The 20,516-nt window shown below is 76.2% G+C and carries 21 protein-coding genes and 1 riboswitch; of the genes, 17 read left to right on the top strand and 4 right to left on the bottom strand.

Translation table 11 applies throughout. From position 1 onward, the window contains the following. The first annotated feature begins 13 nt into the window (after positions 1–13). The 10 genes from BLQ97_RS03110 to BLQ97_RS03065 all read left to right on the top strand — a co-directional run bounded on the left by BLQ97_RS03110 (position 14) and on the right by BLQ97_RS03065 (position 9,511). Positions 14–1,543 (top strand): uroporphyrinogen-III synthase, encoded by a 1,530-nt coding sequence (locus BLQ97_RS03110; RefSeq protein WP_091363077.1) that lies wholly within the window; start codon positions 14–16, stop codon positions 1,541–1,543. Beyond that, complete coding sequence (gene hemB, locus BLQ97_RS03105; protein ID WP_091363075.1) at positions 1,540–2,538, top strand: porphobilinogen synthase; 999 nt, start codon at positions 1,540–1,542, stop codon at positions 2,536–2,538. The genes BLQ97_RS03110 and hemB overlap by 4 nt, the downstream gene beginning before the upstream one ends. Beyond that, positions 2,538–3,068, top strand: a complete 531-nt coding sequence (locus BLQ97_RS03100; protein WP_245691753.1) for a hypothetical protein — start codon at positions 2,538–2,540, stop codon at positions 3,066–3,068. The genes hemB and BLQ97_RS03100 overlap by 1 nt, the downstream gene beginning before the upstream one ends. Beyond that, entirely contained in the window at positions 3,065–4,447 is a 1,383-nt protein-coding gene (gene hemL / locus BLQ97_RS03095) for a glutamate-1-semialdehyde 2,1-aminomutase (RefSeq protein WP_091363073.1), read from the top strand. The genes BLQ97_RS03100 and hemL overlap by 4 nt, the downstream gene beginning before the upstream one ends. Beyond that, positions 4,444–5,082, top strand: a complete 639-nt coding sequence (locus BLQ97_RS03090) for a histidine phosphatase family protein (RefSeq protein WP_091363071.1) — start codon at positions 4,444–4,446, stop codon at positions 5,080–5,082. Before hemL ends, BLQ97_RS03090 begins: the two co-directional genes overlap by 4 nt. Further along, positions 5,079–5,654 carry a TlpA family protein disulfide reductase gene (locus BLQ97_RS03085; RefSeq protein WP_091363069.1) on the top strand — a complete coding sequence of 192 codons (576 nt, stop codon included), beginning with the start codon at positions 5,079–5,081 and terminating at the stop codon, positions 5,652–5,654. Before BLQ97_RS03090 ends, BLQ97_RS03085 begins: the two co-directional genes overlap by 4 nt. 1 nt (position 5,655) lies before the next feature. Further along, complete coding sequence (locus BLQ97_RS03080) at positions 5,656–6,498, top strand: cytochrome c biogenesis CcdA family protein (protein ID WP_175471564.1); 843 nt, start codon at positions 5,656–5,658, stop codon at positions 6,496–6,498. Next, positions 6,495–8,141 carry a cytochrome c biogenesis protein ResB gene (resB, locus tag BLQ97_RS03075; protein WP_091363068.1) on the top strand — a complete coding sequence of 549 codons (1,647 nt, stop codon included), beginning with the start codon at positions 6,495–6,497 and terminating at the stop codon, positions 8,139–8,141. Before BLQ97_RS03080 ends, resB begins: the two co-directional genes overlap by 4 nt. After that, the gene (ccsB, locus tag BLQ97_RS03070; protein WP_091363066.1) at positions 8,131–9,084 is read left to right on the top strand and encodes a c-type cytochrome biogenesis protein CcsB; all 954 of its coding nucleotides are present in this window, start codon (positions 8,131–8,133) and stop codon (positions 9,082–9,084) included. Before resB ends, ccsB begins: the two co-directional genes overlap by 11 nt. Positions 9,085–9,211: 127 nt before the next feature. Further along, on the top strand, positions 9,212–9,511 hold the full coding sequence (locus BLQ97_RS03065; RefSeq protein WP_139173427.1) for a hypothetical protein: 300 nt from the start codon (positions 9,212–9,214) through the stop codon (positions 9,509–9,511). Positions 9,512–9,591: 80 nt separating this feature from the next. Here BLQ97_RS03065 and BLQ97_RS03060 read toward each other — a convergent pair whose 3' ends face one another. Next, positions 9,592–9,810 (bottom strand): hypothetical protein, encoded by a 219-nt coding sequence (locus tag BLQ97_RS03060; RefSeq protein ID WP_245691751.1) that lies wholly within the window; start codon positions 9,808–9,810, stop codon positions 9,592–9,594. A 27-nt stretch (positions 9,811–9,837) separates the two neighbouring features. Between BLQ97_RS03060 and BLQ97_RS03055 the strand changes: the two genes are divergently transcribed. Next, positions 9,838–10,347, top strand: coding sequence for an Lrp/AsnC family transcriptional regulator (locus BLQ97_RS03055; protein WP_217637015.1), 510 nt, complete (start codon positions 9,838–9,840; stop codon positions 10,345–10,347). After that, positions 10,340–10,642 (top strand): DUF4229 domain-containing protein, encoded by a 303-nt coding sequence (locus BLQ97_RS03050; protein WP_091363060.1) that lies wholly within the window; start codon positions 10,340–10,342, stop codon positions 10,640–10,642. The genes BLQ97_RS03055 and BLQ97_RS03050 overlap by 8 nt, the downstream gene beginning before the upstream one ends. Positions 10,643–10,645: 3 nt before the next feature. Here the strand turns inward: BLQ97_RS03050 and BLQ97_RS03045 are convergent, their stop codons facing one another. Continuing rightward, a complete protein-coding gene (locus tag BLQ97_RS03045) occupies positions 10,646–11,521 on the bottom strand; it encodes a 1,4-dihydroxy-2-naphthoate polyprenyltransferase (protein ID WP_091363058.1) in 876 nt (291 codons plus the stop codon). Then, complete coding sequence (gene menE / locus BLQ97_RS03040) at positions 11,518–12,654, bottom strand: o-succinylbenzoate--CoA ligase (RefSeq protein WP_091363057.1); 1,137 nt, start codon at positions 12,652–12,654, stop codon at positions 11,518–11,520. The genes BLQ97_RS03045 and menE overlap by 4 nt, the downstream gene beginning before the upstream one ends. A 91-nt stretch (positions 12,655–12,745) precedes the next feature. Between menE and BLQ97_RS03035 the strand changes: the two genes are divergently transcribed. From BLQ97_RS03035 to BLQ97_RS03015, 4 genes are all read left to right on the top strand, one after another. Further along, the gene (locus BLQ97_RS03035; protein WP_245691749.1) at positions 12,746–13,702 is read left to right on the top strand and encodes an o-succinylbenzoate synthase; all 957 of its coding nucleotides are present in this window, start codon (positions 12,746–12,748) and stop codon (positions 13,700–13,702) included. Further along, positions 13,699–15,378, top strand: a complete 1,680-nt coding sequence (gene menD / locus BLQ97_RS03030; RefSeq protein ID WP_091363056.1) for a 2-succinyl-5-enolpyruvyl-6-hydroxy-3-cyclohexene-1-carboxylic-acid synthase — start codon at positions 13,699–13,701, stop codon at positions 15,376–15,378. Before BLQ97_RS03035 ends, menD begins: the two co-directional genes overlap by 4 nt. A 240-nt stretch (positions 15,379–15,618) precedes the next feature. Continuing rightward, positions 15,619–15,786: riboswitch (cyclic di-AMP (ydaO/yuaA leader) on the top strand. Between the two features lie 4 nt (positions 15,787–15,790). Further along, on the top strand, positions 15,791–16,921 hold the full coding sequence (locus BLQ97_RS23770; RefSeq protein ID WP_139173426.1) for a LysM peptidoglycan-binding domain-containing protein: 1,131 nt from the start codon (positions 15,791–15,793) through the stop codon (positions 16,919–16,921). Positions 16,922–17,348: 427 nt separating this feature from the next. Beyond that, positions 17,349–18,332: a hypothetical protein gene (locus BLQ97_RS03015; protein WP_139173425.1), complete on the top strand. Its 984-nt coding sequence runs from the start codon at positions 17,349–17,351 to the stop codon at positions 18,330–18,332. Between the two features lie 112 nt (positions 18,333–18,444). Here the strand turns inward: BLQ97_RS03015 and BLQ97_RS03010 are convergent, their stop codons facing one another. Continuing rightward, positions 18,445–19,716 carry an isochorismate synthase gene (locus BLQ97_RS03010; protein WP_091363052.1) on the bottom strand — a complete coding sequence of 424 codons (1,272 nt, stop codon included), beginning with the start codon at positions 19,714–19,716 and terminating at the stop codon, positions 18,445–18,447. A 35-nt stretch (positions 19,717–19,751) separates the two neighbouring features. On the opposite strand from BLQ97_RS03010, the gene BLQ97_RS03005 reads away from it, so the two are divergent. After that, positions 19,752–20,468 carry a demethylmenaquinone methyltransferase gene (locus BLQ97_RS03005; RefSeq protein WP_091363050.1) on the top strand — a complete coding sequence of 239 codons (717 nt, stop codon included), beginning with the start codon at positions 19,752–19,754 and terminating at the stop codon, positions 20,466–20,468. The last annotated feature ends 48 nt before the right edge of the window (positions 20,469–20,516 follow it).

Raw genomic sequence — 20,516 nt, 5'->3', positions numbered from 1 at the left:
CCAGGAGCACGCGATGACGCGCTTCCGCAAGACCCCAGGCCGCGTCGTCTTCGTCGGCGCCGGCCCCGGCGACCCCGGCATGCTGACCGCCCGCGCCACGGCCGCGCTGGCCGAGGCCGGGGTCGTGCTCGTCGACCCCGACGTCCCCGCGCCCGTGCAGGACGCGGTCCGCGACAGCCGCCCCGGCCTCGAGCTGACCCCGGTCAACGGCGAGCCGGCCGACGTCGCCAAGGGCGCGGTCGCGGCGGCGAAGAACGGCGACGTCGTCGTCCGGCTGGTCGCCGGCGACCCGTTCACCTCCGACGCCGCGGTCAAGGAGGTGCTCGCCGTCGGCCGCACCTCGGTGCCCTTCGACGTCGTCCCCGGCGTCGCGCCCGCGACCGCCGTCCCCGCCTTCGCCGGCGTGGCCCTCGGCGGCACCTCGCTGACCGCCGACCTCCGCGACGGCACGGCCGACCTCCCGGCGCTGGCCGGCGCGGCCGCCGCGCTCGGCGCCCCCGTCGTGCTGCAGGCCGGCGCCGAGCAGCTCCCCGACGCCGCGGCCCGCCTCGTCGAGGGCGGCCTGTCCGGCAGCACGCCGGTCGTGGTCACCGCCGGCGGCTCGGGCACCGGCCAGAAGAGCGTCGTCGCCAAGCTGTCGGCCGTGGCCGAGAAGACCGCCGGGGTCGACGCGCTCACCGGCGCGGTCGTGGCCACCGTCGGCGCGGCCGTCGACAAGCGCGGCAAGCTCTCCTGGTGGGAGAGCCGGCCGCTGTTCGGCTGGCGGGTGCTGGTGCCGCGCACCAAGGACCAGGCCGGGGAGATGAGCGACCGGCTGCGGGCCTACGGCGCGGTGCCGGTCGAGGTGCCCACCATCGCCGTGGAGCCCCCGCGCAGCGCGGCCCAGATGGACCGGGCGATCAAGGGCCTGGTCACCGGCCGCTACGGCTGGATCGTGTTCACCTCGGCCAACGCGGTGAAGGCCGTGCGCGAGAAGTTCGCCGAGCTCGGCCTCGACGCCCGCGCGTTCGCCGGCGTCAAGGTGGCCTGCGTCGGCGAGCAGACCGCGGAGTCGGTGCGCGCCTTCGGCATCGTGCCCGAGCTGGTGCCCACGGGCGCCCAGTCCAGCGAGGGCCTGCTGGCCGACTTCCCCGAGTACGACGACGTCCTCGACCCGATCAACCGGGTGCTGCTGCCGCGCGCCGACATCGCCACCGAGACCCTCGCCGCGGGCCTGGTCGAGCGCGGCTGGGAGATCGACGACGTGACCGCCTACCGCACCGTGCGGGCGGCCCCGCCGCCGGCGCCGGTGCGCGAGGCGATCAAGGGCGGCGGCTTCGACGCGGTGTGCTTCACCTCGTCGAGCACCGTGCGCAACCTGGTCGGCATCGCCGGCAAGCCGCACGCCAAGACCGTCGTCGCGGTCATCGGCCCGGCCACCGCCGCCACCGCGCAGGAGTTCGGCCTGCGGGTGGACGTGCAGCCCGAGACCGCCGCCGTCGGCCCGCTGGTCGACGCGCTGGCCGAGTTCGCCGAGGCGCGGCGGGCGGAGGCCGGGGAGTGACCGCGGCGCAGGGCGGGTCGAACCCGGGCTTCGCGCGCGGGCGCCGGCTGCGGTCGACGCCCGCGCTGCGCCGGCTCACCGCGCAGACCCGGGTGGCCCCTGCCGACCTGGTGCTGCCGGTGTTCGTCAAGGAGGGCATCACCGAGGCCCAGCCGATCGGCTCGATGCCCGGCGTCGTCCAGCACACGCTCGACTCGCTGCGCAAGGCCGCGCACGAGGCGGCCGACGCCGGCATCGGCGGGCTGGTCCTCTTCGGCGTCCCCGCCGAGAAGGACGAGGTCGGCTCGCAGGCCGACGCCGCCGACGGCATCGTCAACGTGGCGCTGCGCCAGCTGCGGGCCGACCTCGGCGACGAGCTGGTGCTGGTGGCCGACCTGTGCCTGTGCGAGTACACCTCGCACGGGCACTGCGGGGTGGTCACCCCGGCCGGCGTCGTCGACAACGACCCGACCCTGGACCGGTACGCCTCGGTGGCCATCGCGCAGGCGGAGGCCGGCGCCCACGTCATCGCCCCCAGCGGGATGATGGACGGGCAGGTCGCGGCGATCCGCCGGGCGCTGGACTCCCGCGCGTTCACCGAGACGCCGATCCTCGCCTACGCCGCCAAGTACGCGAGCGGCTTCTACGGCCCGTTCCGCGAGGCGGCCGAGGGGGCGCCCCAGTTCGGCGACCGCTCGACCTACCAGATGGACCCGCCCAACGCCGACGAGGCGCTGCGCGAGGTGGCGCAGGACCTCGCCGAGGGCGCCGACGCCGTCATGGTCAAGCCGGCGCTGCCCTACCTCGACATCGTCGCCCGGGTCGCCGACGCCGTCGACGTCCCGGTCAGCGCCTACCAGGTCAGCGGTGAGTACGCGATGGTCGAGGCCGCCGCCCGCAACGGCTGGATCGACCGCGAGCGGGCGATCCTCGAGACGCTCACCGCCATCCGGCGGGCCGGGGCCGGCCAGGTCCTCACCTACTGGGCCGTCGAGGCCGCGCGCCTGCTGCGCTGATGCCCTACGTCGAGCCCGGGGGCTCCTGGCGGCCGTTCTGGCTGGCCGCCGGGGTCCTCGGGCTCCTCGCCGTCCTGGACGCCGTGCTGCCGGGGATCGACGTGCCGCCGCCGCTGTGGGCGCTCGCCGCGCTCGCGGTGCCCGGCGTCGTCGCCGCCGTCTGCCTGGCCGCGCGCCGCGCCTGGACGGTGCGGGTGGACCCGGGCGGGCCCGACGGCGCGCTGTCGGTGGGTCGTGAGCGGGTGGCGCTGGCCGACGTCGACGCCGCGCACCTGCGCGCCGTGCGGGAGGGGACGGCGGGCGTGGACGCCGGTGCCCCCGTCCTCGGTGGCGGCTGGACGGTGCCGCGCGGCCGCAGCGGGCTGCCGCTGCGGCTGGCCGACGGGCGCACCGTGCTGGTCCCCACCCGCGACCCGGCCGCCCTGGGCACCGCGCTGCTCGGCGCGGTGCCGGCGAGGGCGACGTCACAGCGCGCCGACCCCGACGCCCCCGACGGCCGCCCGGGCGGGAGGAGGACACTGGGGCCGTGACCTCGCTGGACACCGCCCGGTACGACTACGCGGCACCCGTCTCGGCCGAGCTGTTCGCGCGCGGGCAGCGCGTCACCCCCGGTGGCGTGAACTCCCCGGTGCGCGCGTTCCGCGCCGTCGGCGGCACCCCGCGCTTCATGACCTCCGGCTCCGGCCCGTGGCTCACCGACGCCGACGGCCGCCGCTACGTGGACCTCGTCGCGTCGTGGGGGCCGATGATCCTCGGCCACGCCCACCCGGCCGTCGTCGAGGCGGTCACCGCCGCCGCGCGCCGCGGGTTCTCCTTCGGCACCCCCACCGAGGGGGAGCTGGAGCTCGCCGAGGAGATCAGCGCGCGGATGCCCCCCGTGGAGCGCGTGCGGCTGGTCAACTCCGGCACCGAGGCGGTGCTCTCGGCGGTGCGGCTGGCCCGCGGCGCCACCGGTCGGCCGGTCGTGGTCAAGTTCGCCGGCTGCTACCACGGCCACGTCGACGCGCTGCTCGCCTCGGCCGGCTCCGGCGTGGCCACCCTCGGCCTGCCCGACACCCCCGGCGTCACCACCGGCGCGGCCGCCGACACCGTGGTGCTGCCCTACAACGACGTCGCCGCCGTCGAGCGGGTGTTCGCCGAGCGCGGCTCCGACATCGCCCTCGTCGTCAGCGAGGCGGCGCCGGGCAACATGGGCGTCGTCCCGCCGCGGGACGGCTTCAACGCCGAGCTGCGCCGGATCACCGCCGCGCACGGCGCGCTGCTGCTGCTCGACGAGGTGATGACCGGCTTCCGGGTGTCCCGCTCGGGCTGGTACGGCCACGACCCGGTCGACGCCGACCTGTTCACCTTCGGCAAGGTCATGGGCGGCGGTCTGCCGGCGGCGGCGTTCGGCGGCCGCGCCGACCTCATGGACCACCTGGCGCCGACCGGGCCGGTCTACCAGGCCGGCACGCTGGCCGGGAACCCGGTCGCCGTCGCCGCCGGGCTGACCACGCTGCGGCACTGCACCGACGAGGTGTACGCCCGCTGCGACGAGGTGGCCGCGGTGCTGCGCGGCGCCACCAGCGCGGCGCTGTTCGCCGCCGGCGTCCCGCACCGGGTGCAGCAGGCCGGCTCGATGTTCTCGGTGTTCTTCGTGCCCGACGAGCGCCAGGTGCGCGACTACGACGACGCCCGCACCCAGGACACCGCCGCGTACACCGCCTTCTTCCACGAGATGCTCGCCCGCGGCGTGTACCTGCCGCCGTCGGCCTACGAGTCGTGGTTCGTCAACGCCGCGCTCGACGACGCGGCGGTGGAGCGGGTGCTCGCCGCGCTGCCCGCCGCCGCCCGCGCCGCCGCGGCCGCCGACCCGGCTGACGCGCCGCCCGAGGAGGCCGCCAAGGACGCGCAGGAGCTCTCCCCGTGACGGACGCGACGACGGTGGTGCACCTGCTGCGGCACGGCGAGGTGCACAACCCCGCCGGCGTGCTCTACGGCCGGCTGCCGGGCTACCGGCTCTCGGCGGCGGGGGAGGGGATGGCCCGGACGGCGGCGGAGTGGCTCGCCGGCCGCGGCGTGACCCACCTGGTGTCCAGCCCGCTGGAGCGCGCTCAGCAGACCGCGGCACCGCTCGCCGAGCGGCTGGGCCTGCCGGTGGCCGTCGACGACCGGCTCATCGAGGCAGGCAACGCCTTCGAGGGGCTGCGGGTGGGCGTCGGCGACGGCGCCCTGCGCTCCCCCCAGCACTGGTGGAAGCTGCGCAACCCGCTGCGGCCGTCGTGGGGCGAGCCCTACGTCGAGATCGCCGCGCGCATGCTGGCCGCCGTCGAGGCCGCCCGCGACGCCGCCCGCGGCAGTGCCGCCGTCTGCGTCAGCCACCAGCTGCCCATCTGGACGCTGCGGCTGCACCTGGAGGGACGCCGCTACGCCCACGACCCGCGCCGCCGCCAGTGCGGGCTGGCCAGCGTGACCTCGGTGACCTACGAGGGCGACCGGGTGGTCGGCGTCTCCTACGCCGAGCCGGCCGGGGCCACCGACCCCGACGCGGTGCCCGGGGCATGAGGCGGGCCCCGCTCGCCGCGGTGGCGGCGCTCGGCGTGCTCACCGGCTGCTCCACCGGGGAGGGCCAGGTCGACGTCGCCAACGGCGGCCAGTTCCGCTTCGTCGCGGCGACCCCGGCCGGCGAGGTCATCGCCGAGGCCGAGCGGGCCGCCGCCCCCGACTTCCGCGGCACCCTCCTCGGTGGCGGCGACTGGACCTCGGCCGAGCTCGACGGTCAGGTCGCCGTGCTGAACTTCTGGGGCTCGTGGTGCCCACCGTGCCGGGTGGAGACGCCGCAGTTCCAGGAGGTCTACGCCGACGTCCGCGACGAGGGCGTGGCGTTCCTCGGCCTCAACGTCAAGGAGACCGACGAGCAGTTCGCGCAGGCGTTCGTCGACAGCGAGGGCATCGAGTTCCCCTCGCTCTACGACCCCGCCGGCGAGGTCGCCCTCGCGTTCCGGGACTACCCGGCCACGGCGATCCCGTCCACCATCGTGCTCGACCGCGAGGGCCGGGTGGCCGCCGTCTACACCGGCGAGGTCGCCCAGGACGACCTGCGCGCGGTCGTCGACTCGCTGGTCGGGGAGGGCTGAGGTGGGGCAGGAGCTCGCCGCGCTGGTCACCGACGGCCCGCTGCTCGTCGCCGCGGCCGTCGCCGCCCTCGTCGGCCTGGTCAGCTTCGCCTCGCCGTGCGTGCTGCCGCTGGTGCCCGGCTACCTCTCCTACGTCACCGGCCTGGTCGGCAGCGGGGCGGCCAGCGGCGCCCGGACCACCGCCCCGGCACTCGCCGGGGACGGCGCCGGGGCGACGGCCGCCACCGCCACCGCCGTCCGCGCCGACGAGCGCTCGCCCCGCGGGCGGATGGTGCTCGGGGCGGTGCTGTTCGTCCTCGGCTTCACCGCGGTGTTCGTCGCCGTGGGCACCGCCTTCGGCGGGCTGGGCCGGCTGCTCGTGCAGTACGACGACGTGATCACCCGGGTCATGGGCGTCGTCGTCATCGTCGTCGGGCTGGGTTTCCTCGGCCGGTTGCCGCTGCTGCAGCGTACCGCCCGGCTGTCGGTGCGGCCGGCCGCGGGCCTGGCCGGCGCGCCGCTGCTCGGGGTCGTCTTCGGCCTGGGCTGGACGCCGTGCCTGGGGCCCACGCTCTCGGCGGTGTACTCGCTGGCCTACACCGAGGCCACCGCCGGCCGGGGCGCGCTGCTGTCGGTGGCCTACTGCCTGGGCCTGGGCGTGCCGTTCGTGCTCGTCGCGCTCGGCGCGCGGTGGGCGGTCGGGGCGACGGCGTTCCTGCGCCGGCACGCCCGCACCGTCACCCGCTTCGGCGGCGCCGTCCTCGTGCTCGTCGGCCTGCTGCTGGTCACCGGCGCCTGGAGCGAGATGATGTCCTGGCTGCGGTCCTGGCTGGCGGCCTCGGGCCTGGGGGAGTCGCTGCTGTGACCGTCACCGCCCCGCCGCGGTCGGCCGCCACGCCCCCGCCGCCCCCCGCCCGGCCGTCGGCCGCCCGCCGGCTCGGCGGGTTCCTGCTGCGCCAGTGGCGTCGGCTCACCGCCATGCGGACGGCGATCGTGCTGCTGTTCCTGCTCGCGCTCGCCGCCGTCCCCGGCTCGCTGCTGCCGCAGCGCTCCCTGTCGCAGGCCAACGTCGCCCAGTACTTCACCGAGCACCCGACGCTCGCGCCGGTGCTGGACGACCTGTTCCTGTTCGACGTCTTCAGCTCCCCGTGGTTCGCCGCGGTGTACCTGCTGCTGTTCGTCTCGCTCGTCGGCTGCGTGCTGCCCCGCGCGCTCGAGCACGCCCGCGCGCTGCGCACCCCGCCGCCGCCGGCCCCGCGCCGGCTCTCCCGGCTGCCCGACGCCGCGGAGCTGCCCACCCCGCTGCCGGCCGCCGACGCCCTCGACGTCGTCGAGGAGGAGCTGCGGGTGCGCCGCTACCGCGTCGTCCGCCGCGAGCGCGGGGGCCAGGCGGAGCTGTCGGCCGAGAAGGGGCTGCTCAAGGAGGCCGGCAACCTGCTCTTCCACCTCGCGCTGCTGGCGCTGCTGGTGGCCCTGGCCGGCGGGAAGCTGTGGGGCTACGAGGGCAGCATCCTGGTCACCGAGGGCGGCCGGTTCTGCAACTCGTTCCAGCAGTACGACACCTACTCCTCCGGCGCGCTGGTCGAGGGCAGCGACCTGACGCCGGTCTGCGTCGGCCTCGAGGACTTCCGCGCCGAGTACGAGGAGAACCTGACGGCCGCCTCGTTCACCGCCGACATCACCTACGGGCCGCCCGGGCAGGAGGGCCGGCCCACGACGATCGGCGTCAACGACCCGCTGCGGGTCGACGGCGACCGCGTCTACGTGACCGGCCACGGGTTCGCCCCGCGGTTCACCGTGACGCTGCCCGACGGGTCGACGTTCGACGACGTCTCCGCGCCGTTCCTGCCCACCGAGCAGAGCACCATGGCCAGCGAGGGCGCGCTCAAGCTGCCCGACCTGGGCGCCGGCGCCGAGGACCAGCTCGCGCTGCAGGGCTTCTTCGCCCCGACCGGCGTCGTCCGCGACGGCATCCTCACCTCGATCGACCCGCAGCCGCTGGCGCCGCAGGTCGCGGTCGTGGTCTACCGCGGCTACCTGGGCCTGGACTCCGGCCTGCCGCAGTCGGTGTACTCGCTGGACACCTCGCAGATCGAGCGCGGCCGGCTCACCGAGGTCGGCTCGGCCAACCTGCGGGTGGGGGAGTCGACGACGCTGCCCGACGGGACGACGGTGACCTTCACCGGCGTCGCCGAGTACGCCGCCCTGCAGTTCTCGCACGACCCCGGCCAGGTGTGGGTGCTCGTCGCCGCGATCGCCGTCCTGGTCGGCCTGCTCGGCATGCTCCTGGTGCGCCGCGAGCGGGTCTTCGCCCGCGCCACCGCCGCCCCCGCGGACGGCGGTACCGTGCTCGGCGTCGGCGTGCTGACCCGCGGCAGCGGCGACGGCGCCCCGCGCTCCGCCGCGCTCACCGACGACCTGCGGGCGGCCCTGGCGGCCCGCGCTGCAGACCGCGCCCCGTCCCACGGGGCCGCACCGGAACCGGAGGCCTCCCCGCGTGACCGCTGACCAGCTGGCCGCCCTCTCCGACACGCTGTTCTCCAGCAGCGTCGGTCTCTACTCCCTGGCCGTCGTGGCCTTCTGCGCGCAGCTGGCCTTCGGCCGCCGGCCCGCCCGCGCCCGCGAGCTGGTCGGCGCCGGTGCTCCCGTCGAGCCCGGCGCCCCCGCGGCGTCCGCGCACCGGGCCGACCCGCCGGCGGTGCGCCGCTGGGGCCGGGTCGCGATGCTGCTCACGGCGCTCGGCGCGGTCGCGCACACCGGCGTCCTGGTCGCCCGCGGCCTGGCCACCGACCGGCTGCCGTGGGGCAACATGTACGAGTTCGCGACCGCCGTCGTGCTCGTCGCCGTGGTGGCCTTCGTGGTGCTGGCGGTGCGCTCGCCGGGCCTGCGGCACCTGGGCCTGTTCGTGCTCGCCCCGGTCGTGGTCAGCCTGGTGGCGATCGGCCTGTTCCTCTACGTCGAGGACGGCCCGCTGGTGGCCGCGCTGCGCTCGAGCTGGCTGGCCGTCCACGTGACGACGGCGATCCTCGGCTTCGGCGTCTTCTTCGTCAGCGGCATCGCCAGCATCCTGTACCTGGTGCGGTCGCGGCACGAGGCCCGCGGCGGCGACCCGGCCGGGCTGGTGGCGCGCATCCCCGACGCGGCCACGCTCGACCGGGTGGCGCACCGCACCGTCGTCTTCGGCTTCCCGATCTGGACCTTCGCCGTCATCGCCGGCGCCATCTGGGCCGAGAGCGCCTGGGGCCGGCCGTGGGGCTGGGACCCGAAGGAGACCTGGGCGTTCATCGCGTGGGTCGTCTACGCCGCCTACCTGCACGCCCGGACGACGGCGGGCTGGCGCGGCCGGTCCGCGGCGTGGGTGAACGTCGTCGGCCTGGCGGTCATGGTGTTCAACCTGCTCTACGTGAACATGGTGTCCACCGGCCTGCACAGCTACGGCGGCGTGAACTGAGTCCGCACCACCCGTCCCAGCAGGGCACTCCCGCCCCCTGAGCAGGGGTGCGGGCCCCGGGCGGGTCGGTTGCGTGCTTCCATTCCCCGCATGACCGCACGTGCGGGGGACCGGCGAGGAGGCCACCGTGGCTAGGCACGCAGCCGCTGACGACGCCGGCACCGACCCGATCGTCGCAGCCGCGCTCGCCCGGCGGCAGGCGTCGGCGTCCACCGAGGGCGCCGGCTCCACGCAGGGCACCGAGGGCGGACTCGGCTGGCCCGGCGACACCACCACCGGGGGCGGGCTGGGCTGGCCCGGCTCGACCGACGCCGCGGCGGAGACCGCCCGCATCGACGCCGTCCCGCCGGTGCCCGTGCCCGCGGACGACCCGGGACCACCCGGCCGGCGCGGCTGGCGCCGCCTCTTCGGCGGCCGCGCCGCCTAGCGCACGCAGTTCCGCGGACGTGCACCGGGCAACTCCGCGGACGTGCACGGGGCAACTCCGCGGAAGTGCCCGCTACTGCGTCAGGCGGGGGAGCCGTCGTCGCGGCGGACGCGGCGGGCGAGCTCCCGGAGGAACTCGGGGTCGTCGTCGGGGGCGACCGGACGGGCCGCCTGCGGGGGGCGCGGACGGCGGGCAGGCCGCGGCGGGCGCACCCCGCTCCCGGCAGCGGCCGTCGCGCGCACCACGAGCACGACCACGAGCACCGCGACCACCAGCAGCACCGCGAACACCCTCGCCACCCCCTCCTCGACGGGTCCGTGCCGTCAATGTACGCACGCGGGGATACTCGGGGGCCGGAGCGCGACACCGCCCCGGCCCCGAGCAGGACGGAGAGACCCATCGACGCCGTCGACCGCCAGCTGATCGAGCTGCTGCGCGACAACGGCCGGGCCAGCTACGCCGAGCTGGCGCGCCAGGTCGGCCTCTCCGCGCCGTCGGTGCACGAGCGCGTCGGCAAGCTGGAGGCCGCGGGCGTCATCACCGGCTACCGCGCCGTCGTCGACCCCGCCGCCCTCGGCCTGGACGTCACCGCGCTGGTCGGCGTCATCGAGAGCGACTCGGTCGACGACACCGGGGTGGAGGCGACGCTGCGCGCGATGCCCGAGGTGGAGGACTGCTGGCGGGTGGCCGGCAGCGAGGCCTTCGTGCTCAAGGTGCGGGTGACCGACATCCCGGCACTGGAGGCGGCCATCAACGCGTTGAACCGGATCGAGGGCGTCGCCCGGACCCGCACCACCGTGGTGCTGTCGACGAAGTGGGAGGGCCGTCATGGCTGAGCAGGACCGCACGCCCGGGACGGCTGCGGAGCGCCCGAAGGTGCTGCCCTGGCTGGTGATCCACACCGTCGGCCGGCTGGCGGTGTTCGCGGTGCTGACCGTCGTCCTGTGGATGGTCGGCCTGGACCTCTGGTCGGGCCTCCTCTTCGGGCTGGTGCTGTCGATGCCGGTCGCGTACTTCCTGCTGCGCCGCTCGCGCGAGCGGCTGAGCGTGGCGCTGGTGCTGCGCGCGGAGGAGAAGCGCCGCGCCAAGGAGCAGCTGCGCGCCCGGCTCAGCGGCGACGCCGCGGCCTGACGCTCAGCCCGACAGGGCCAGGCCGGCCGCCAGCAGCACGCCGGTGGCCAGCGTGAGCAGGCCGGTCGCCTGCAGCGCGGCGATCAGCGCCGGCCCGCGGCCGCCGGAGAGCACCACGCGGGACGGCGGCACCGCCAGCGGGGCGGCGGCCAGCGCGAGCAGCGCCCACGGCCGGTCCACCCCGATCGCGACGACGACGGCGACGGCGACCGCGAGCAGCCCGACGTAGAACCACCGGGTCCGCGTGTCACCGAGCAGCACCGCCAGCGTGCGCTTGCCCACCCGCGCGTCGCCCTCGACGTCGCGCAGGTTGTTGACCACCAGCAGCGCCACCGACAGCAGCCCGATCGGCACCGCCGCGGCCAGCGCGAGCCCCTCGACCCGGCCGGTCTGCACGAACGTCGTCCCGGCCACGGCGACCAGGCCGAAGAAGACGAAGACGAACACCTCGCCCAGCGCGCGGTAGCCGTAGGGCAGCGGGCCGCCGGTGTAGGTCCAGGCCGCCGCGATGCACACCGCGCCGACGGCGACGAGCCACCAGCTCGACAGGGCGGCCAGCACCAGCCCCGCGACACCGGCGACGGCGAAGGCGAGCAGCGCCGCCGTCAGCACCGCGCGGGGCGAGGCCGCGCCCGAGCCGACCAGCCGCATCGGCCCGACCCGGACGGCGTCGGTGCCGCGCCGGCCGTCGGAGTAGTCGTTGGCGTAGTTGACCGCCACCTGCAGCGCCAGGGCCACCAGCAGCGCCAGCAGCGCGGGCACGAGCCGGAACCCGTCGAGCGCGGCCGCGGCGCCGGTGCCCACGAGCACCGGGGCGAGGGCCGCGGGCAGCGTGCGGGGCCGGGCGCCGGCCACCCACTGCGCAGGTGTCGCCGTCATGCCCGGTCCTCCACCGCGGCGGCGACCGCGCGGCGGTCGGGCTTGCCGGTGTGCAGGGTGGGCACCGTCTCGAGCAGGTGCAGCTCCCGGGGGGCCGACGGGCCGCCGAGCCGCTCGACCACCCACGGCCGCAGGGCACCCAGCTCGGGCACCGCACCGGGCGCGGGCACGACGGCGGCCACCACCCGCTGCCCCCACTCCTCGTCGGGCCGGCCGAACACCACCGCGTCGGCCACCGAGGGGTGCTCGCGCAGCGCGCCCTCGACCGCCTGCGGGGCGACGTTCACCCCGCCGGTGACGACGACGTCGTCGAGCCGGCCGGTGACGGTGAGCCGACCGTCGGGGCCGATCGAGCCGGCGTCGCGGGTGCGGAACTCCCCGCCGGTGAAGGCCTCCGCGGTGCCCCGGGGGTCGCGCCGATAGCCCAGGGCCAGCACCGGGCCGGCCACCGCGATCCCCTCGTCGTCCACGCGGACCCGGACGCCGTCGAGCGGGACGCCGTCGTAGACGCAACCCCCGGCGGTCTCGGTCATCCCGTAGGTGGTCACCACGGCCACCCCCTCCTCGCGGGCGCGCGCGAGCAGCCCCGGGTCGGTGGCGGCGCCGCCCACCAGCACGGCGTCGAAGGCGCGCAGCGCCGCCGGCTCGCGCTCCAGGTACCGGCGCAGCTGGGTGGGCACCAACGCCGTGTAGCGGCGGTCGCCACCGGTGCGGGTGACCGCCTCGGCCAGCGGCTCCCCGGCCCGCAGGACGGTGGGCTCGGTGCCGGCCAGCACCGAGCGGCAGAGCACCTGCAGGCCGGCGATCGCCGGCACCGGCAGGGCGAGCAGCCAGGTGCCCGGGCCGCCCAGCCGGTCGAGCGTGGCGGTGGCCGAGGCCCGCAGCGCCGCGGCGGGCAGCAGCACGCCGCGCCCACCTCCGGTGGAGCCGGAGGTGACCACGACGAGGTCGGCGCCGTCCTCCAGCGGCTCGCCGGGTGCCAGGACCTCGCGGGCGGCCGCCGCGGCGGGGCCGGCAGGTAGGACGGCGAGCGGCGCACCGCCGTCGAGGGCGGCGCGGACGGCCGGCAGCACGGTGGTGAGGACGGCGTCAGGGGAGTCCGGCGCGGGGAGGACGGTCAGCTGCCGGGGCACGGCGAACCAGGGTACGTAAGGGGACCCTGCCGCCCCCCACCACTCGTGGGCTCGCGGCGGGCCCCCGCAGGAGGGCCATACGCTTGCGGGCGTGATCACCGCCGCCGTCCCGCCGGGGATCGAGGAGCTGGCGGTGTGGTCGGTGCCGATGCGCACCCGCTTCCGCGGGATCGACGTCCGCGACGGGGTGCTGGTGCGCGGCCCGGGCGGCTGGGGCGAGTTCTCCCCGTTCTGGGACTACGACGCCGCCGAGAGCCGCCGCTGGTGGGCCGCCGCGGCGGAGGCGGCGTCCGGGGGCTGGCCGCCGCCGGTGCGCGACACGGTGCCGGTCAACGTCACGGTGCCCGCGGTCGACGCCGTGCGGGCGCACGCGATCGTGACGGCGTCGGGCTGCCGCACGGCGAAGGTGAAGGTCGCCGAGCCGGGCCAGACCCCCGCCGACGACCTCGCCCGGGTGGAGGCCGTGCGCGACGCCCTGGGCCCCGGCGGCGCCGTGCGGGTGGACGCCAACGCCGCCTGGGACGTCGACACCGCCGTCGCGCGGATCCGGGAGCTCGACCGCGTCGGGCTGGAGTACGTCGAGCAGCCCTGCGCCGGTCTGGACGAGCTCGCCGCGCTGCGCCGCCGGGTGGACGTGCGCGTGGCGGCCGACGAGGTCGTGCGGCGCGCGGCCGACCCGCTCGCGGTCGACCTGCGGGAGGCCTGCGACGTCGTCGTCCTCAAGGTGCAGCCCCTGGGCGGCGTGCGCGCGGCGCTGCGGGTGGCCGAGGCGCACGGGTTGCCGTGTGTCGTCTCCTCCGCGCTGGAGTCGTCGGTGGGCATCGCGGCGGGGGTGGCGCTGGCCGCGGCGCTGCCCGAGCTGCCCTTCGCCTGCGGGCTGGCCACGGTCGCGCTGCTGGCGGAGGACGTGACGTCGGCGCCGCTGCTCCCGGTCGACGGCGTGCTGCCGGTCCGCGCGGTGGTGCCCGACCGGCTGGCCGCGGTCGCCGCCGGCCCGGGCACGGCCACGCGCTGGTCCGGCCGGCTCGCGGCGGTGCTGGCGGCGTGAACCCCGCCACCGCGCTGGCCCGCGTGCTGGTCGACGAGCTGGCCCGCCACGGCGTCACCGACGCCGTGCTGGCCCCCGGCTCGCGCTCGGCGCCGGTCGCGCTCGCGCTGGCCGCGGCGGAGCGGGCCGGCGTGCTGCGGCTGCACGTGCGCACCGACGAGCGGACGGCGGCCTTCCTCGCCCTCGGCCTGGCCCGCGCGTCGGGCCGGCCGGTGCCGGTGCTCACCACCTCCGGGACGGCCGCCGCGCACCTGCACGCCGCGGTGCTGGAGGCCGACGCCAGCGGGGTCCCGCTGCTGGCGCTGACCGCCGACCGCCCGCCGGAGCTGCGCGCCACCGGCGCCAACCAGACCGTCGAGCAGCCCGGGCTCTACGGCGGCGCGGTGCGCTGGGCGGCCGACGTCGGCGTGCCCGAGGCCGGCCGCGAGGAGGCGCAGAACCGCTACTGGCGCTCGCTGGTGTCGCGGGCGGTGCTGGCGGCCACCGGCGCGCTGTCGGCCGACCCGGGCCCGGTGCACCTGAACCTGCCCTTCCGCGAGCCGCTGCTGCCCGACGGCGAGCCCGGGGTGCCCACCGGCCCGTGGGCCGGGCGGGACGGCGGGGCGCCCTGGACCGCCGGGGCACCCGCTCCGGTGGCGTCCGCGCCGGTCGACGCCGGCCCGCGCACGCTGGTCGTCGTCGGGGACGGGCCGGACGCCGTCGGCCGGGCGTGGGCCGCGGGCGCCGCCGGAGCCGGCTGGCCGGTGGTCGCCGAGCCCAGCGGCGGCGCCTGGACCGGCGACGCGGTCCGCGGCGGGGCGCTGCTGCTCGGCGCACCCGGGTGGCTCGACGCGCACCGCCCGGAGCGCGTGGTCGTGGTCGGCCGTCCCACGCTGTCCCGGCCGGTGTCGGCGCTGCTGGCCGACGCGCGCGTGCGGGTGCAGACCGTCGCCGTGGCGCCGCGCTGGCCCGACGCCGGCCGGACCAGCGCGGCCGTGGGCCGGGACGCGCTCCCCGCGGGGGCGCCGGCCGGCAACGGCTGGGCGGGGGCGTGGCGGGACGCGGCCGGCCGGGTGGGGACGGCGGTCGACGCGCTGCTCGACGCCGCACCCGGGCTGACCGCCGCCCGCCTGGCCCGGGACGTGGTGGCCGCGCTGCCCGCCGGGGGCCTGCTGGTGCTCGGCTCCTCGACCCCGGTGCGCGACGTCGACCGGCTCGCCGTCCCCCGCGGCGACCTCACGGTGCTCGCCAACCGCGGCGTCGCCGGCATCGACGGCACGGTCTCGACCGCGGTCGGGGCGGCGCTGGTGCACGGCGGCCCGGCGGTCGCGCTCATGGGCGACCTCACCTTCCTGCACGACCTGCAGGGACTGCTGACCGGCGAGGGCGAACCGCGACCGGACCTCACCGTGGTGGTGCCCGACAACGACGGCGGCGGGATCTTCGCCCAGCTCGAGCCGGGCGGCCCCGCCCACGCCCGCGACTACCGGCGGGTGTTCGGCACACCCCACGGCCGCGACCTGGTCGCCGTCGCCGAGGCGCTGGGCTGGGCCGCGACGGCGGTGACCACCGCGCAGGAGCTGACCGCCGCGCTCGCGCTCGGCGGGCCGCGGGTGGTCGTCGTCCGCACCGACCAGCGCGCCGAGGCCGACCTCGCGGTCGCCGTCCGGGACGCCGCCGTCCGCACGCTGGCGTGAGCGCCCGCGGACTCCCCGTCACTTTTTCGACTCATCCTGGTGTGGCCGGACGGCGTCGCGCTGACCAGCGGGAACGGTCCGTCACGGCCCCGCCCGGACGGCGCCACGCCGGTCGCGACACGCCGCGGGAGGCCCGGGTGTGACCCAGGACACGGCGACACTCGACATGACCGCACGTAGCGTTTTGGCTGCGCTCAGCGAAGACAGAGCGCGGCGCCGGTCCGCCAAACCCTGCCCACCGGTCGCCTGACACCACGTCCCAGGGCAGGGGTGGGGGAACCACTTCCGGCGCGTGACGGTCCACGGGGCCCGTCGGTGCGCGCCTCCGGGGTGAAGCCGCGTCCCGCGGCCGGGCACCGATCGCCCGAACCCGACAGCTCACCTCGCCGGCGGTGATCGGGAGATCATCACCATGGCCAAGCACCGCGCACCCCGCTACGTCCGCACCAAGAAGGTCATCGCCCGGGCCCCTGTCGCCGCCGGCGCCACCGTGGTCGGGCTCGGCGTCCTCAGCTCGCCCGCCTCCGCGTCCGCCGGTCACGACTGGACCGGCGTCGCCCAGTGCGAGTCGAGCGGCAACTGGAGCACCAACACCGGCAACGGCTACTACGGCGGCCTGCAGTTCAGCCAGTCGACCTGGGCCGCGTTCGGCGGCACCGACCTCGCGCCGCGCGCCGACCTCGCCACCCCCGCCCAGCAGGTCCAGGTCGCCGAGCGCGTCCTCGCCGGCCAGGGCATCGGCGCGTGGCCGAGCTGCGGGAAGTACCTGGCCGGCGGCAGCACCGCGGCCGCCGCCGAGGTACCCGCCGCCGAGCCGGCCGCCGAGGCGCCCGCCGCCGAGCAGCACGACCACGACGCCGAGGCGCACGACGCCGACGACTACGGCCGGCACGCCGCCTCCGCCGGGGAGTACGCCGTCCACCGCGGCGACACCATCGCGACCATCGCGGCCGCCCACGGCGAGAAGTGGCGCGACCTCTACCAGCGCAACGTCGAGACGATCGGCGGCAACCCGAACCGGATCTACCCCGGCCAGGTGCTCGAGCTCGCCGGGTCGGCGACCGCGACGACCGCCGAGGCCGCCGCCCCGGCCCAGGCCGGCGAGTCCGCGCCCGCCGCCGCCGTCGCCCCGCTGGCCCAGACCAGCCTCGCCGTCGCGCCGGCCACGGCCACCACCGCGACCGCGACGATCACCAACTCCGCCGGCTCGGTGCACTCCGTCGTGCAGGCGGCCGCGGACGCCGTCGTCAGCAACGTGCCCGGTGCCGCGGACATCAGCCTCGGCGGCACCCGCGCCAGCGCCGTCGACCCCAACGGCCACCCGTCCGGCCTGGCCCTGGACTACATGGTGCTGTCCGACGCCGCCCTCGGCGACGCGATCGCGCAGTACCACGTCGACCACTGGGAGGAGCTCGGCGTCTCCTACGTCATCTGGCAGCAGCGGATCCTCACCTCGCCGACCGGCACCTGGAAGGCCATGGAGGACCGCGGCAGCGCGACCGCCAACCACATGGACCACGTGCACGTGAACTACGTCGACTGACGCGACCGCTCTCGACGCCACGGGGCCCCGACCGCCACCCGGCGGTCGTGGCCCCGTCGTCGGCCTCGTCGACGAGGAGGCGGCGTTGGTAGCTGCACACGCATATCCCGCTGAGCGAAAACCCGACGTTTGGCTGCTGCAGTCAGCCGAGCGACAACGGACGCACGAGGCCAGTGTGAAAATTGTGGCACGAGGTTTGCAGGGTCGCGTCTACGAACGTGAAGCAGTCGGTCGATGAGATGATCGGCGTCATGAATCGGTGGCACTCCTGATGGCAAGCAGTACGGCGACTTCGCCACTTGGGGGCAACTCTGCGCCTCCGCCGCCAGACTTTGAGCGCATCTTTGAGGTGCATGCCCGTGCAGTGCGCCGAGCTTGGCCGGTTAGGTTGCTGGGGGTAGCGCTAGTGGCACTAGTTGTCCTCCTGATGTTGCAGGCCCTCGGTAATCTCCAGGCGTTCCCCCACGATGGGTCCAATCTGCGCTGGCGTGAATTGTTGGGGGACGCTGAACTGTCGCTGGACAAGGCCACGGATGTAGTACTTGGGCTCTTGGCCTTGGAGGCCACGCTCAGCATTGCACTCGCTCTTGTGACGCCGCGGCCGTCTGAGGTCAAGGAGTCGAACGAGGTCAAAGCCTATGTTAACGCCTACGCGTGGGCTCAGGTCGCCGCATTCTCAGCTCTATTGACTTCTGCGCTCGCCCTAGCCATCGCCTTGACGCAGTGGTTTGCGGAGGATTCAAATAGCCGACCGGTCATGGCCGCGATCCTGACGTGCCTCGGCCTGCTTGCTGTGGTGCTCTCACTAGCGGTAACGTCGTACACGGGTCAAGAGACGGCGGACAACATCTACTACCGTCGGTCCATTGAGGCTCTTGATCGAGGATTGCGGAGAAGGTTTCAAGTGCTGCACTCGATGCCAGCGGTTAAGGTGAGAGGCGGGCTCCTGCGTTTCTCTGCTTCATCGGGTGTGACCGTGGCTGTCCTCGTAGTGGTGGCTCAATGGATTTGGGGTGCCCCAGAAACGGCGTGGCCGTGGCCGTGGCGCTTTCTGGGATTGACCGCCTTCGTGGCGGGACTTGCTGCAGTTATGGTGGGTCTGACCAAGAGTCTGTGGCAAGCTCAGTTGGGAACTTCGGTCACTGACCGGCTGATCATGTCATTCTTCCGCGGCTTCTTCTGGCTGTCGATGACATCCGCTTTGTTCGTTATGGCATACCAGTCGACTACGGAGATTCGTTGGCTTGTCGTAGGTAGCATTTGGATCGGCGGTTTGGGGATGCCTGCGCTGGCGTTGACGGTTGCCAGGAGGCTCGGACGGGGTCCAGCTCGATTCGCCGTCCGCGCACACGGTGTGTGGGCGCAGGTGCGACGAGCAGATCTCAAGCGCCGACTTGAGCGGCAACCCTAACGCTCGAGTTGCGATGCGCTTTTCGGGCTTTAGTCGCAGTGATGCGCCAGTGGGCGCAACAGCGGCCGGTAGTGCGCGCCGTGGTCCCAGGACAGGTCCGGGACCACGGCGGTCAGCCCTCCAGCGCGGCCTGGACGGCGGCGAACTTCGACTGGGTCTCGGCCAGCTCGGCGGCCGGGTCGGAACCGGCGACGATGCCGCAGCCGGCGAACAGCCGTGCCGAGCACGGGTCGTCGTCGGACAGCTGGGCGCACCGCAGCGCCAGGCCGAACTCGCCGTCGCCGCGGGCGTCGAGCCAGCCGACCGGGCCCGCGTAGCGGCCGCGCTCGAGCCCCTCGAGCTCGGCGATGAGCGCGGCGGCCCGGTCCGGCGGGGTGCCGCAGACGGCCGCCGTCGGGTGCACCGCGTCGACCAGCTCCAGCAGGCCCGCCGAGCCGCGGCGGCCCGTCCGGCGCTGGGTGCCGGTGACGTCGGTGGCGAGGTGGCGCACGTTGGCCAGCGTGAGCAGCGAGGGGCCCTCGGGCACCGACAGCGCGGTGCAGTAGGGGTCCAGCGCGCGCACCAGCGAGTCGACGGCGAGGGCGTGCTCGGCGCGGTCCTTGGCGCTGTCGAGCAGCCCCGCGGCCAGCCGCTCGTCCTCGGCGCCCGCGCCGCGCGGGGCGGTGCCGGCCAGCACGCGCGCGGACAGCCGGCGGCCGGTGCGCCGCAGCAGCAGCTCCGGGGTGGCGCCGAGCAGCCCCTCGACGGCGAACGTCCAGCAGTCCGGGAAGCGGGCGGCGAGCCGGTCGAGCAGCCGGCGCGGGTCGAGGGGGGCGTCGGCGGTGACCAGCAGGTCACGGGCGAGCACCACCTTGGCCAGGTCGCCGTCGTCGATGCGCGCCACCGCCGCGGCCACGGCCGAGCACCAGGAGGCGGGGTCGAGCACGCCGTCGGCGTAGCGCAGCCGGGACGGCGCCGGCGGCAGCGACCCCGCGGACGCCAGCACCTCGCGCGGGTCGGCGTCACCGGTGGTGGTCAGCCAGGCCACGCTCCCGCGGCGGCCGACGACGACCTCCGGGACGACGAAGACCGACGTCCCCGCGACCGGGTCGAAGGCGATGCTGGCGAACACGACCGGGCCCGAGCCGGGGACGCCGACGCCGTCGTCGACCACCAGGCCGGCGCTGCGCTCGGCCCACCAGGCCGCGGCCTCGGCGAGCGCGCCGGGCCCGGAGACCTCCAGCCGGTCGGCCTGGCCCCAGCCGACGAGGCCCTCGCCGCGGCGTACCCAGGACAGCGCACCGTCGCGGGGCAGCAGGCGCAGCAGGTCGGGGGAGTCGGCGAGCCGGACCGTGGTGACGGCGGGCGCGGCGGCGTCCGGCGAGGTCAGCGCAGCCGCGGTCACGGCACCAGGGTAGGAGCCCGGTAGCGTCGGCCGCCGTGGGTTCCCGGCGAGACAGCGCACACACCGGGCTGCGGGCCGGGCTGGACAAGCAGCCCCGCGACGTCGCGGCCATGTTCGACCGGGTCGCGCGCCGCTACGACGTCACCAACACCGTGCTCTCCGGCGGGCTGGACGCCGGCTGGCGGCGGGCCACCCGCGAGGCGCTGGGCGCCCGGCCGGGCGAGGTCGTCCTCGACGTCGCGGCCGGCACCGCGGTGTCCACCGTCGAGCTCGCCGCCGCGGGCGTGCACGCCATCGCCTGCGACTTCTCCCAGGGGATGCTGCGCGCCGGGGCCGCGCGCCCGGTGCCCAAGGTGGCCGGCGACGCGATGGCGCTGCCGCTGGCCGACGCCAGCGCCGACGGGCTGGTGATCTCCTTCGGGCTGCGCAACGTGGCCGACCCCGACGTGGCCCTGCGCGAGTTCGCCCGCGTGGTGCGGCCGGGCGGGACGCTGGTGGTCTGCGAGTTCTCCAGCCCGACGTGGGCGCCGTTCCGCACCGTCTACACCGAGTACCTGATGCGGGCGCTGCCACGGATCGCCCGCGCGGTGAGCAGCAACCCCGACGCCTACGTCTACCTGGCCGAGTCGATCCGCGCCTGGCCCGACCAGCCGGCGCTGGCCGCGCGCATCCAGGCCGCCGGGTGGGCCGACGTCGAGTGGCGCGACCTCACCGGCGGCATCGTCGCCCTGCACCGCGCCGTCCGCCCGTAGGTGACCTGCCGGAACGGCCGCGTCGCGGGGACCCGCACCGTGCGCAGC

It is taken from the genome of Geodermatophilus telluris (genome assembly GCF_900102745.1).
Taxonomy (GTDB): domain Bacteria; phylum Actinomycetota; class Actinomycetes; order Mycobacteriales; family Geodermatophilaceae; genus Geodermatophilus; species Geodermatophilus telluris.
Note: the sequence above shows the minus strand (reverse complement) of the source record. Positions and strands in the feature narration are given on the sequence as shown.